General features: G+C 50.3%; 8 protein-coding genes. 2 read left to right on the forward strand and 6 right to left on the reverse strand.

From position 1 onward, the window contains the following. Positions 1-5 precede the first annotated feature (5 nt). Positions 6-2,945, reverse strand: coding sequence for a UvrD-helicase domain-containing protein (locus Q9L42_RS19370; protein WP_305906743.1), 2,940 nt, complete (start codon positions 2,943-2,945; stop codon positions 6-8). A gap of 474 nt (positions 2,946-3,419) precedes the next feature. Here Q9L42_RS19370 and Q9L42_RS19375 point away from each other — a divergent pair, with 474 nt between their 5' ends. After that, the gene (locus Q9L42_RS19375) at positions 3,420-7,031 is read left to right on the forward strand and encodes an EAL domain-containing protein (RefSeq protein WP_349431643.1); all 3,612 of its coding nucleotides are present in this window, start codon (positions 3,420-3,422) and stop codon (positions 7,029-7,031) included. Positions 7,032-7,879: 848 nt separating this feature from the next. Here the strand turns inward: Q9L42_RS19375 and Q9L42_RS19380 are convergent. Next, a complete protein-coding gene (locus tag Q9L42_RS19380) occupies positions 7,880-8,362 on the reverse strand; it encodes a MarR family winged helix-turn-helix transcriptional regulator (RefSeq protein ID WP_305906740.1) in 483 nt (160 codons plus the stop codon). Positions 8,363-8,823: 461 nt separating this feature from the next. Between Q9L42_RS19380 and Q9L42_RS19385 the strand changes: the two genes are divergently transcribed. Continuing rightward, positions 8,824-9,201, forward strand: coding sequence for a hypothetical protein (locus Q9L42_RS19385; protein ID WP_349431644.1), 378 nt, complete (start codon positions 8,824-8,826; stop codon positions 9,199-9,201). Positions 9,202-9,431: 230 nt separating this feature from the next. Here Q9L42_RS19385 and Q9L42_RS19390 read toward each other — a convergent pair whose 3' ends face one another. The 4 genes from Q9L42_RS19390 to Q9L42_RS19405 form a co-directional block, all read right to left on the reverse strand. After that, positions 9,432-9,833 carry a hypothetical protein gene (locus Q9L42_RS19390; protein ID WP_305906738.1) on the reverse strand — a complete coding sequence of 134 codons (402 nt, stop codon included), beginning with the start codon at positions 9,831-9,833 and terminating at the stop codon, positions 9,432-9,434. Positions 9,834-9,943: 110 nt separating this feature from the next. Next, on the reverse strand, positions 9,944-10,564 hold the full coding sequence (locus Q9L42_RS19395) for a YqiA/YcfP family alpha/beta fold hydrolase (RefSeq protein WP_305906737.1): 621 nt from the start codon (positions 10,562-10,564) through the stop codon (positions 9,944-9,946). Positions 10,565-10,680: 116 nt separating this feature from the next. Next, positions 10,681-12,309 carry a hypothetical protein gene (locus tag Q9L42_RS19400; protein WP_305906736.1) on the reverse strand — a complete coding sequence of 543 codons (1,629 nt, stop codon included), beginning with the start codon at positions 12,307-12,309 and terminating at the stop codon, positions 10,681-10,683. Positions 12,310-12,320: 11 nt separating this feature from the next. After that, a complete protein-coding gene (locus tag Q9L42_RS19405; protein ID WP_349431645.1) occupies positions 12,321-13,067 on the reverse strand; it encodes an ABC transporter ATP-binding protein in 747 nt (248 codons plus the stop codon). Between the last annotated feature and the right edge of the window lie 598 nt (positions 13,068-13,665).

The raw sequence follows: 13,665 nt of genomic DNA on the forward strand, positions 1-13,665 counted from the left end.
CAAAATCAGCTAATATAACGATCATCGGGCGCGTAGTTATGCTTGGCCGCCTGCAGGTCTATGAATTGCTCGGTATGAGCGCATGAAAAATCGGCGCCCTTGCGGTAGTTCGAGCAGCCCCAGAATTGGCCATACGGGCCTTTTCTCTGACTCATCTTGCCGCCGCATTTCGGACACGCCGGTTCGACATAATCACAGCCTTTGTTTTCGCAGACCCTGAAACGGCCGTTTTCCTTTAAAGCGCCGCCGCAGCGCTGGCAGGCCGATTCGGTATGACTGCAAAGCGGATAACCGCTGCAAGCGAAAAAGTTGCCGTGCTTACCGTCCCTGGGCGCCATGTAACCGGTTTCGCATTCGCCGCAGACGATGTCGGCAATCTTGTGCTGAAATCCTTCGCCGCTAAATTCCTCGCTGTGAATGTCGTAGCGCTGATCGACTAGCTCACGAACAAAGTCGGAGGCCTTATTCGCGTCGCTGATCAAATAGACATGATGGCGAGCGCGGGTCAGCGCCACGTAGAACAAACGCCGCTCTTCCGCGTGGGCGAAGCTTTCCGCTTTCGGCAGCAACAGCTCTAACAACGGATGTGTGCTCTGCTCGGACGGAAAGCCGTGCCTGCCCTTTTCCAGTCCCAGCACGATGACATAATCCGCCTCCTTGCCTTTCGAGCCATGCACGGTCATGAACTGTAATTTCAGCTTGGCATACTGCCGCTGCAAAGCGGATAAATCCGGCTTCCTGAACTTGAAGCGGGCCAGAATCAACACGCTGGCATGCTCTTCGGCTTGGCTGTTGATTGCCGACAATGCGGCATTCAGACCGACCTGATCGTGCTGGGTCTTGATCAGCGAAACGGCGGCTTGTTCGATAATACGATGACTTAGGATCTGTTTATCGATTTGGGTCGGGTTTTGCATCACGAAGCGGGATGCAACCTCGCCGATCTTGTTATTGAATCTAAAAGTTTGATCCAGAACGCTGGTCGTCGTCGCGCCGAAATGCTCTTCGAATTCCTTGGTGATGCTGACGTCGCTGCCGGTAAAGCGGTAAATCGATTGCCAGTCATCGCCGACGCAGAACAAGCCGTTATCCGGATTCTGGCTTAACAAGGCCTTGATCAACCTGGTCCGACTGGCCGAGATGTCCTGAAACTCATCGACCAGAATATAGCGATACGGCGAGCAGTAATGCGCGGCTTCGACGTATTCGATCGCCCGGCCGATCATGTCGTCGAAATCGATGCTGTCGGTGTCCTTCAGATATTGCTGGTAGGCCTCGTATATCGGCTCGAACAAGAAGGCCGCCGCCTGCATGCGCTCGCTGTCTTCATGTTGTCTGGCCAATGTCACCATGCCCTTGATGCTCTGGCAGGCGGCCTTGAACAAGGCCAGCATCTGCGCCAACAATTGCCCCAACGACGAAACCTGGCCCAACCGGTTCAGTTGATCCAGCAATTCATGGTTCGACAACGGCCGGAAGGTCACGCCCGCTGCTTTAAGCCGCTGTTGCAAAGCTTCGGTCAAAACGCCCTGCTGCTTCTGATAACTGTAGGTTTCGATCAGATGGGTTCGATGCTTCTGATGCAACTCCCGCTTCCACTCCATGCCATCCAGATACTTTTCCTGATCGATGAACGGCGGCGTTTGATTGTGTTCGTTGACGGCAAAATGCTCGATATAAATGCCGTATTCGGGTAGATAGAAATCGGGCTGATAAACGCGAAAATCCGGTCCCGAGGTATTCACCTGATAATTGGCCTCATACTGATAAGCGATGCCCTGACGATAGAGAAAATTGGCGATCTCGCATTCCTCATAACTTTTCACCAGTTCCCCTTGCAAGGTGCGAATATCGTTTTCCAGGATGTAGTCGTTGTATTCGCCCTGGCTATTGAAATGAAAAACGCTGCTATACCGATAGCGAAATCTGACCACATAGTTCACGAAGCGGGATTGATAAAGCTCGTCCTTTAATAAACGCTGAAGCTGCTCATCGACAAAGCGGGCGCGTAGATGATCGTCCTCGGCCAGCGTGTTGATGGCTGACGCCTTGCCTTCGACTTGGGCGATGATGTGTTTGCCTAGACCGTGGAAGGTCTTCACCGTCAACGAATCGATGCCGAGCTTGTCCTGGATGCGCTCTTCCATTTCATCGGCCGCCTTGCGGGCAAAGGCCAGCATCAGGATTTGTTCCGGCTGCGCTAAACCGGCGTTGAGCAAATAGCCGGCCCGGCCTATCATCGTGCTGGTCTTGCCGGTGCCGGCCCCGGCCAGCACCAGGTTATGCTGTTCATCGATCACGCAGGCCCGGCGCTGGTTGGGCGTCAGCGGCTTGCTTTCTATCTGATCGAAAAACTGCTGAAAAACCTCAAGCTGACGAGCGACATAGCTTTCGTTCACTTGCTCGATCACCGCTAAACCGTGGTTCAACAATGGCCGGATCGATTGCAGCTGCTGCCCTGCCTCGCTCGGCAAAAAACGTTGCACATCCTTACGTTGTATGCCATCAGCCAAATCCTGATAGGTGTTCAGCCATTGTCTGGCTAGGCCCCGGCGTATATACCTCCGACCGGAAAGCAGTCCCCGCGCCTGCTCGGATGCGGCTTGGATTTGCGGCGCCAGGCCTTGATAAAAATCCCTGAGATAAGCGCGGTAAGTCTTATTTAACCCGACCAGAAAACGGCTCGACTGTTTTTTGTTGATTCCGCCGATGCGGATGAGATCGCCGTTTTCCAGATGAATCTCTAACACATCCCAGAAATAACCCGGCTCTAGAGCGCCCCCGCGACCAATAGACAAGTGAGAGATCTTGTCTCTGGCATTGTCTCGGCCAAACAGCAATATGCCGTCATCGCTGATGGCGAATGACTGATAATCGCAATGCGCCGCAAACAATGCGGCCAGCCTGCCGATTCGATAATTGAAGAGTATTTTTGATGATTCCAAAATCAGTCCATTGCCATGTTTTAAGCTAAAACGTGCCGCTCAGCCTAGTGCAAATAAATCGCGAACAAAGTCTGCATATTCTGAGCAGACCGGAGTTTGTAACTCCGGCCTGAATCTTTCAATCCTATGCCAATAAAATCAAAACGTTCGGGGCGGGTTGAATAACCCGCCCCGCGCAGATGGGTCAAGAATCCGCTAGCGCGGCAACGTAAAGCACTGATAACTACGCTGTCCTTACCGCCGGAGTTGTATTGTAAGAGAACTTCCTTAATTTTAAACTTTTTGTTTTTAATTATAAAAAATAACATTAGAATATTAGCTGTTATTAATTATATTAATCGGCGTAACTTGCAACACTTTTATCAGCCCGACAACATAACGAATAGCTAGGCGACGATTTGTTAGCGACTTGGCGCACGAATAAAGTCTTCGATGATAAAATGCCGCCGAACAACGCAAGTCGATATAAATAAAGTGTCCCATTCTTCAAAAACACGAAAGTCCACAAAACCTCAAACACATTCAATCCATAACGCGAAACATGCCGGCGGCAAGAAGCGCAAAAGTATTGCGGATATCTTTCATAACGAAGTCACCGCCTGGTTCATTCTGATCATCTCTTTGTGCATAACTGCCGCCGGTTGGCATATTGCCAATCATTATGTCCAGAAACGGGCCACGGAGCGTTTTTATTTTGAAGGCGAGGACGCCCGTCAACGCATACTCAAGCGTATGCTCGACTACGAGCAAGTTTTACGCGGCGGGGTCGCGCTTTTTCACACCTTGCAAAGAACCCCAACGCGAGAAGAATGGCATCGCTATGTGTCTTCTCTGGATATTCAAACCTACTTCCCCGGCATTCAGGGCATAGGGGTGACATTGATGCTGAAGCCTTCCGAATTACAGCCCCATATCGATGCAATTCGTCAGGAAGGTTTTTCAAACTATACGGTAAAACCGCAAGGCAAACGTGACAACTATAGCGCCATCGTTTATTTAGAACCTTTCGATTGGCGCAATCGACGAGCCTTCGGTTATGACATGTATTCCAATCCGATGCGTCGAGAGGCCATGGAGCGCGCCCGCGATACCGGCTTGCCTTCGCTATCCGGTCGGGTCACCTTGGTTCAAGAAACCAAGGACGATGTGCAAGCAGGATTTTTGGTTTACCTTCCCATATACCGCAAGGAAATGCCGCTAGATACCGTCGAACAGCGCCGCCAAGCATTAACGGGCTTCGTTTACAGCCCTTTCAGGATGAATGATCTGATGAGCGGAATCCTCGGCACTGACACGCCTAATGTGGGCTTTGAGCTTTATGACGGCGTTTCCAGCCAAGATATGGCAACCCTGTTATATGACAGCGATCCTGTTTGGGACAACCAGCAAGCGCCGGCTCATCAAATTCAGTCTCAAATTGAACTTCCCGGACGCACATGGACAGCCCGTTTCCATAGTCGTCCTGCATTTACTGAAGCCATGTCCAGCAATCAACCGATATTAATCGCGATAGGCGGCTTAGTCGTCGACCTCTTGCTGTTTACCATTATTTGGTCGTTGGCCGGTGAACGCAGCCGGGTGCAAAGCAAGGCAGAAGCGATGACCGTGGATTTACGCAACCTCTCCCAACGCCTCGATTTGGCTCAGGAATCAGCCGGCATAGGTACTTGGGACCTGGACCTGACCAACAATCATTTGCTCTGGGATGTTCGCATGTTCAAGCTTTACGGGATGTCTCCGGAAAACTTTACTCATAACCTGGATTGTTGGAGCAGTTGCCTCCACCCCAACGATTTTCCTCGTGTCGAATCCGAATTCAAGCGCTCCATTGCAACGGGTGAAAAATTCAAGTCCTCTTTTCGTATTTCTCTCGGCAATGGCGAGATTCGAGTGCTGGAAGCGCATGCGACATTATTGCAAGACAGCGGCGGCAAGCCCGTGCGCATGGTCGGCATCAACAGCGATATCACCGAGCGCAGGCGCAACGAAGAAAAATTGATGCTGGCGGCCAACGTCTTTGAACATGCCCATGAAGGCATCATGATCACCGATGAAAATGAGCGCATTATCGATGTCAACCCTACCTTTTGCGAATTAACCGGCTATAGCAAAAATGAAATAATCGGCGAGACGCCTCGCATGCTTCAGTCGGGACGACAAGAGAAAGCGTTTTATCAGCACATGTGGCAAGAAATCAAAACATCCGGTTTTTGGCAGGGGGAAATATGGAATAGACGAAAGAACGGCGAACTTTATGCCGAATTGCTCAGCATATCGACGATACGCGAGCTCGGCGAACAATCCTACCGCTATGTCGCCATTTTTTCCGACATCACCAAACTGAAGCATCAGCAAGAAAAGTTAATTCGCTTGGCGCATTACGACGCCCTCACCCAATTACCCAACCGGGTGTTATTAGCCGACCATCTGAATAAGGCCATGGCGCAGGCTCGTCGCAGCGGTTTAGTGCTTGCAGTTTGTTATCTGGATCTCGATGGTTTCAAACCGGTTAACGATAATTATGGACATGATGTGGGCGACCAACTGCTCGTCAAAGTCGCCGAGCGTTTAAATGACCATATGCGGGCAAGCGACAGCGTCTCGCGTTTGGGCGGTGACGAATTTGTGCTGTTACTGAATAATCTTGAAGGCGTCGAAGAATGCGACCATGCCTTGCAACGCTTGATGGAGCGCATGACCGCTACTTACCACGTGGACGACAAGCGGATTCTGGTATCCGCCAGTATCGGCGTTACGCTCTTCCCATGGGATGATGTCGATGCCGATACCTTGCTGCGCCATGCAGATCAAGCGATGTACCGCGCCAAGGAAAACGGCCGCAACCGCTATCAAATATTCGACCCCGAGCGCGACCGCCAAGTCCGCGCTCATCGTGAAGCGCTGAACCGCATCGAACAAGCCTTGCAAAACCAAGAATTCGTGCTGTATTACCAACCCAAGGTCGATATGCGCCGCGGCAAAGTGTTGGGCGCCGAGGCGTTGCTGCGTTGGCTTCATCCCGAACAAGGTCTTTTGCCGCCCGGTAAGTTTCTGCCGATCGCCGAAGAAAGCGATTTTTCGATTCAACTCGGCGAGTGGGTCTTAAACGAAGCTTTGCGTCAATTAACCCTCTGGAAGGAAAATGGGTTAAATACCACGGTCAGCGTCAACATCTCGGGACGCCATTTCCAGAAAGAGAATTTTGCCGAAAAATTAATGGCTTTATTGACTCGATATCCGTTGGTAAAACCATCGCAACTGGAACTGGAAGTCTTGGAGTCGTCGGCCCTGGAAGACATCGATTCGGTTTCCCAAGTGATATCGGCATGCCGCGCCATGGGCATACCGGTTGCAATCGATGATTTCGGCACCGGCTATTCTTCATTGACCTATTTGAAAAGATTGCCGGCGGACACGCTGAAAATCGACCAATCATTCATACGTAACATGCTGGTGGACATAGAAGATTTGACTATCGTCGAAGGCATCATCGGTTTGAGCCATGCTTTTCGCCGTAAAGTCATTGCCGAGGGCATCGAAAGCGAAGAGCACGGCGTTTTTTTGCTGAGGCTTGGCTGCGAACTCGGCCAAGGTTACGGCATTGCCCGCCCGATGCCGGCCGAAGAATTTCCGCATTGGGCAAGCAACTATCATAATGTCTCCTCCTGGCAGCATACAGCCCAGTTTCACTGGTCTCGACAAGACTTCCCGCTGTTTACCGCCGAATTAATTTATCGACGCTGGATTAATGACTTAAGCGCAAGCATCAATGCGGGTACGAAGCTGATACCGCCGCCTGAATTGGACAGTAAAAGATGCCGCTTCGGCCTTTGGTATTACAATGAAGGAAGCGCTCGTTACGGAAACCTGCCCACCTTTAAAGCGTTGGAGCCGATCCATGAAAAGATTCATCGCCATGCCGCCTACCTCGTGGCATTGGAAAAGTCAGGACGTCCGAATTTAGTAAAAGAAGAATTAAAAAGACTCAACGCCATGCATCTCGACATCACAAAATCCCTTAGCAAGCTACAGATGGAATTTGCGGAAAAAGCCGACGCCCATTATAAAGCCTTAGAAAGGTCGTGATCAGGCCCAGCAAACAAGCCTTAGCAATGGTCTATCAATGAAGACAACTCACCCGGATATTTCACAAAGCAAGAAGTTTTAAGCCCCATGCATTTGCATTAATATCGGATCAAGGGGAGGAAATATGCAGCAATTCCCATCAGTTTGAGCGTTTTAGCGGTGTTTAGGGCCAGGGGTGTGTCTGTCGAGGAACGAAGTTCACCCAGCACCTAAATTATCCTGGCATGTAAAATATAGTCCAGTAGCCATGGAATTTAGGTGCCGGGTAAACCCATCCTTGGGGGCTTGACGACGGCATCCCTGCCGTCGACATCCTAGTCAAACACACCCCAAGCCTTAAATAACCACAGTTCGGGAGAAAAGAATCATATATTGCAAAGAGTTACCTGATTACCCATAAGTTTCCGCCAACTTTAAAGAATAATTATTAACTGCATTAAGCGTACTTGCTAAGATAGGTGAAAAACGAGCATTCGGTAACTCGCTCTGCAAGACGCTGTAAATATATCCCTATAAGCTTGGGTTCGGCCTCCATGCCTCACACACTTGCAGATCAAGCCACCGAACACTCGCCAAGTAGCTGAGAGTTATAAGTAATCAAGAAGAGTTAAGACGGTATCAGGTATCTCTGGAAGAAGTGTGTGCGGCATGGAGGCCGCGCTCAAGCCTACATGGATGTATTCACCCAGCACCTAAATTCCATAGGCTAATGGCTGCGATAAATCATCTTCGTTTATTTAGGTGCTGGGTTCACGGCGCCTTCTGGAATAGATATCTGATACAGGCTGGTTTGTTAACCCGAACTCAGGTTAAATATGTGTCCCGCCCCATTGTTTTGCATTTCTGCTTTATCCCTCTTCATCAATATCTACGGCGACCTCTTCATCATGCATGCTCCGCGCCCTGACGACGGCTTGATACAAGCGCACCAAATCAGCTTCCAGCACCGTGATCTCTTCAGAAGAATAATCATCGAACAAGCGATTGATATGCTGCAGATGCTCGGGGAAGGAGCTTTCATATAAAGTCTTGCCCGCTTCAGTCAAGCGTACAACCTGACTGCGGCCATCCTTCTTAGAAGCAGCGCGCTGAACCAATCCTTTATATTCCAACCGGCTGACGACGCCGGTCAGCGTCCCTTTGGTAATCAAGGTTTGTTCGCCTAGTTTTTTCGGAGTCATGCCGGCGGTATTGCCTAATGTGATGATGACATCGTATTGCGGCAATGTCAGATCAAGCTTGTGAACATGACTGGCGGCATACGATAAAAAGGCTTGATGCGTACGTAATAGCTCGCGCAGCACCGATGGAAATGTTGATGGTTTAGTCATAGTGTCCGAATAAAACAAAGTTCTAATTAGAACGGGATCATAATCCCAAACTGCAATAACCTCAAGTTTTATACCGTAATCGACGGCATCGCGTTAACTAAGCGACCCACCCGGTTTTGAGCCGATTTCATTTCCGGCTCGGGTCATTTCTTTCGGTTTCGGCAAGGCTTGCCGAAAAAACGAATGTCATCCGCTCTTCGTCCAAATCCCCGAAAAAGCTTCCCCTGATTTCTTAACGCATTGACTTATAAGTATTTTATTATTTTATCACAGAGAAAAGCGACACTTTTTCCCAGCCCTGACAAGATATATTTAGTTCTTATAAGTACTTTTTTGTTCTAATTAGGACTACATATGCTAGACTTTAACCATACCTAGCGATCAACGCGGCTCTTTCTAAACCAAAGCAACTTTCATCGTCAGGTAGCAATACTTTGTTTTTCACTATGAGGTTTTCACCGATGAACACATTCAACAAGATCCTGGCGACCGTCCTTTTTGCCCTCTTCTCGTCAAGCGCCTTTGCCGTGGCCAATCCGACCTATGGAGAAGTTTGGGCGGCTATCGACAATACGATCGCCAAAGTCGAAGAGGCTAAAAGCGCCCTGGAAAATGGCGCCGATAAAGAGGCGCTGATCGATATGGTCACCGAGGCCCGCCAATTGCAGAAGGAGATCGCTAATAACGACCTGGATGTTAAACGCAACAGAGCCAGTGCAAAATTGAAAAAAGCGCGTAGCGCGATAAAAAGAGATAACCTGGAATCGGCTCAAGGATTGTTAGTGGATGCCTTAAACCGTTATCGGGAAATAAAACAGCTGTACGCGGCGTCCCACTAAGGAAGTGTCGATTAAAGCGGTAACATTAAGTCACCGGTTTGAGCGGGACGGGAGTTAACCCCGCCCAAAGAAGCACATAGCTTCAGCAGGCCGGGGTTTGTAACTCCGGCCTGAATCTTACAACCTTTTGCCAAGCAAAAAACCAAACGTTCGGGGCGAGTTAAATAACCCGTCCCGCCCAGGCTTCTCCGCCAGTAACGAAGAAGCATATAGCCGAGCTTTGACATGGACTAATACAACAGCTCCAGCACTTTTTCCGCGGCTTTTTGTTTAGTCATAACTTCGATTTCCTCGCGGTTTTTAGGCGCGGTTTCAAGCCTTCGCTTCAAATCCCTGGCTGCTTCCAGCTGTTCCGGCGTCGCTTGCTGTATGCTTTGCTTGACGGACGCCTTCACGCTTTCTTGGGCCCGATACTTAACCGCATCGGGCGCGTTTTCCACACTTTCTCTTAATCTCCTGGCATATTCCAGTCTTTTAGAAGTCAGTTCCGCCTTTTCGATGGCATTCGGCGAAAGCGCCTGTAAGGTATCCCTAGCCGTTTGTCGTGCCGCATTTTCAAGTAAACTTTGTCCGGCCCATCCGGCGCCAGAAACCAATAAGATAGAACTGAATAATATTGCTTTGTGTCCCATGGAAGCCCTTTTCTATGGTTTGAATGAAACCTAAAGCATAACCCAGTAAATCTTAACAACGCATTAATTGCACCAAGCGCGCCAAGTGGCTAGTGCGCAGTTTGCCGGCGTCAGCTCGAAAAAATCACCTGTTCGATCACCGGCAAGGCCTCCCGGATATGTTCAAAACTATGCGAGCCACCGTCATAAGTGAGCACATGAGCCTTGCCTTGATATTTTTCTAGCGTTTTTTCCGCATCTAACAATTCATCGGCCATATCCAACAGTATCGTCCGCCCTATCGGCTGATGACTGCTGGCGAGTTCCTGCTCATAATGCACATACTGAGCACAATGCTGCTGCTCCCAATGATAAGGCTGGCCCGTTTCGAAATTTTCTTCGACCCCAATGAATTGTGGCAGCAATGCACTGGGGTTTATGGCCGGATTAATCATGATGGCCAGACCACCGGTCTTCATCGCCAGATACTCACAGGTAAAACCGCCCATCGAGGAGCCCATGAAAACCACGTCGTATCCCTGGTCCAAATATTGATTCCACAGCATCAACAAGTCCTCGACGATATCCTGGAAATCCCGGTAATCGACATTCGGCGTATCGAACAGTATCTCTTTTTGCGAGCAGAATTCCTGCATCAGCCGCAGTTTTTCCTTGTTGCTTAGCAGATTGCCCTCTAAATCCAGTGATGCGGAATTGAATCCGTGCAGATAAATAATCGCTTTTTTCTTCATAACCTATCATTGATTGATATCACGCCATTTAAGAACGTTGTCATCGTATGTTCCAGGTGGCTGGTGGAGAAAGTATATGTTGCTATAAAGCATTCAAGAATCGATACGCCCGTCCCTCAGCCTTTGCTTCTACCGAGACTGACGTCAAATCGTTTAAATGCCCAAGCTAACAAGGGTAGCGTCATCGAGGCGATTAGGGCAAATAAACACCATGCCACTGCCGCCAATCCAGGCCATGGCCAGCTCATAGCCTGTGCAACCTTTTGACCGACGACCGCAGCCAACAAACAGCCGCCGATCAGTATCGCCGCCGTCACCGCAAATCCCACCAGCGTCCGACCCAGGAAATCGAAATCGACCCGGCCAACCGGCACCAACGCGGCGGGGAATATCAGAAAAAAGAGATTTTCCAGTCCATACAGCAACACATTGAAAGGCAGCAGAAAAAAACTAATGCAGAGCAAAAAAACATGCCATTGACTGCCGATAAATATCGCGGTGCTCCCCAGCAAAACCAGCTCAATCAGGCTGCTCAGCAACACCACTGTCGCCACCTGACCGATGCTTATTTGCCAAGCCGCCAGCGGCAGCGCCTTTAGGCTTGCCATCGACTCCAAATCGCTGCGAAAATCGAATACCAGCGTTTTCGGCAACATGAATACTGCGACGAAAAAAACACCGCCCAGCAGCGTTGCCTTGGGGACCTCCTCACCGGCCGATACCAGTAAAGGCCCGGCGAATATTGCCATCCCCAAATAAACCCATAATGCCTTACCGGCATTGCGGCATGCCGAGAGCATCTGACGCCATGCCAAAGGACCAACGCCGCCGAGCACTGGCGGACTGATCATCGAGCGAACCTGCACCACCTGCGCGCCCCACGGCAAACCACTGCGACGCGCCCTCTCCCGACGCCGATGAAGCTGCAAGTTCGCCATGGTGACGGCCTCGCCGGAATATCGGTCCAAGGTAATGACGATGGCGAGTAATCCGACATTCATGCCTAAACCAAGCGCCGCCCATGGCCATAGACTGGAAAAAACGGTCTGCGCCTGAAAGATATGGGCAAAGACATCAAATGGCGCCAACAGCAAAGCCCCGATCATCGACCCCCGAAATTGCATGAGCGCCTCGATCAAGCTGCCGACATCCCCGGCATAGAACCAGCCTGTCGCGCCCAGCAGTGAAATCAGCGACATGAATAGATAGCGTGACCGTATCCGCACATCAAAATGGCTTCGCAAACACTGGCCAAGCAAACCGGTCGCCGCCGTGAGCAACTGGATGAACATCAGACTCAGAAAAACGCCGAGAAAGGCGGACGCCGGCCTGTAAACGAATGCCGATGCCAGCAGCATAATCAACAAACTGCTCAGCAATGCGCCAAACGCATAGAAGCACACCTTGTACAATAGCAGCGCGCCGCGCGTAAACGGGCCGCAAAAAAGCAGGTTAATTTCAGCGGGATTGAAGTATAAGGCCGGACTCGGCGCGGTGAACACCGTCAACAAGTAGGCGGCCAGCAAGCCTATCGGCATGAACCGTGCGACTTGCCCTGCTCGCTGTTCCCCATCTGCCGACACTAAGCTTATCAGTGGGTTAGCCGGTAAGGAGGACTGCTTGAAAAGCAAGGCTATTATCACCATCGTGAGCGATAGAAACAGCAGACCGCGCACCGTTTTTAATTCTCGCAAGCGCTGACGCACGCCGCCGCGTAAGCGTAATGTCAGCAGCTTGATCAGCATCGCATCCAAGTTTAGAACGACCCTAAATCCGGATTGTCGGAATGAGTGATCGAAAAGAACACGTCTTCAAGCGAGGCATCACCGTTGGCATGATCGAGCACCTGCAGTACGTCCTCCATGCGGCCAAAATATCGACACTGTCCCTGATGCAAAACCAGCAGATGGCTGCAAAGACTTTCCACCAGTTCCAATAAATGTGAACTGATAATAATGGCCGCGCCCTGCGCCGCCTGCTGCTGCATGGATTCCTTGATGGCTCGGATACCGGCCGGGTCCAATCCCGTCAGCGGCTCATCAAATAGAATGACGTCGGGGCGATGCAAATAAGCGCAGGCGATGGCCACCTTCTGCCGCATGCCGCGCGACAGGCTTTGCACGACATGATTGCGTTTGCCTTCAAGGTTAAAAAAACGCAGCAGCGACTCGGCGGCTGGCTTGAAATGATCGACTCCGTAAGTTGCGGCAATAAACTCAAGATGCTCCCAAACGGTCAAACTATCGAACAAGCGCGGATCATCGGGAATATAACCGAGCGCCCGCTTGGCCATCACCGCATCACTGACGATATCATGGCCTGCGACCGAGAGCGTTCCCGAACTGGGTGGAATGATGCCGGACAGAGTCCGTATCATGGTCGTCTTGCCTGCCCCGTTCGGTCCGACCAGCCCCAGAATTTCACCGGCCTCGACGTTAAACGTCAGATTGCGTACTGCGACGAAATCATGATAGGTCTTGGTAAAATTATTAACGTGAATCATCGGAACGAACGCTGTCGGGCAACGCTTCGAAGCATAGAAACATCAACTATTGAAGTCAAGATATTTTGCAACTATTCAGCTTGGTATCGAGAAAATATTTCCTGGGCTATCAGTTATTTGCGGAAGAAGTGCATGCGACAAGGCAGATGTCGCTTCCAAGCTGCCGCCGCCCAAGGATGTGCAAGTGCCGGATCATTAATTAAGGCTATGTCATCGTTAATTATTGGAAATTTTTGTAACTACTCACCCCCATTCGTAGGGTGGATAAGCGGAGCGCATCCACCGGGTCGGCATCTTTGGTGGATGCGTCCTTCAGACTTATCCACCCTACATGCCCTGCCGTGAGCGCTTTTGTTTGTGACTCGCTGCCTGCTTTTACGGTAAAAAACGCCATACACAGAAACTGTGGATAACTCTGTGCATAAAACCTTGCTATTCTCTGCAAATAGGCGTTTTTCCTCAGTTTGCATTAAATTGACCACAATTTATACAGCCGGCCTGTTCACACTATAAATCAATCGCTTATCCGTCATTAATAACATCGATGGCAAGTTTGTCGCCTCTAATCTGCTAATGCGATGATTCCATCCGAGATAAC

Origin of the sequence: Methylomarinum sp. Ch1-1 (assembly GCF_030717995.2) — a bacterium.
Taxonomy (GTDB): domain Bacteria; phylum Pseudomonadota; class Gammaproteobacteria; order Methylococcales; family Methylomonadaceae; genus Methylomarinum; species Methylomarinum roseum.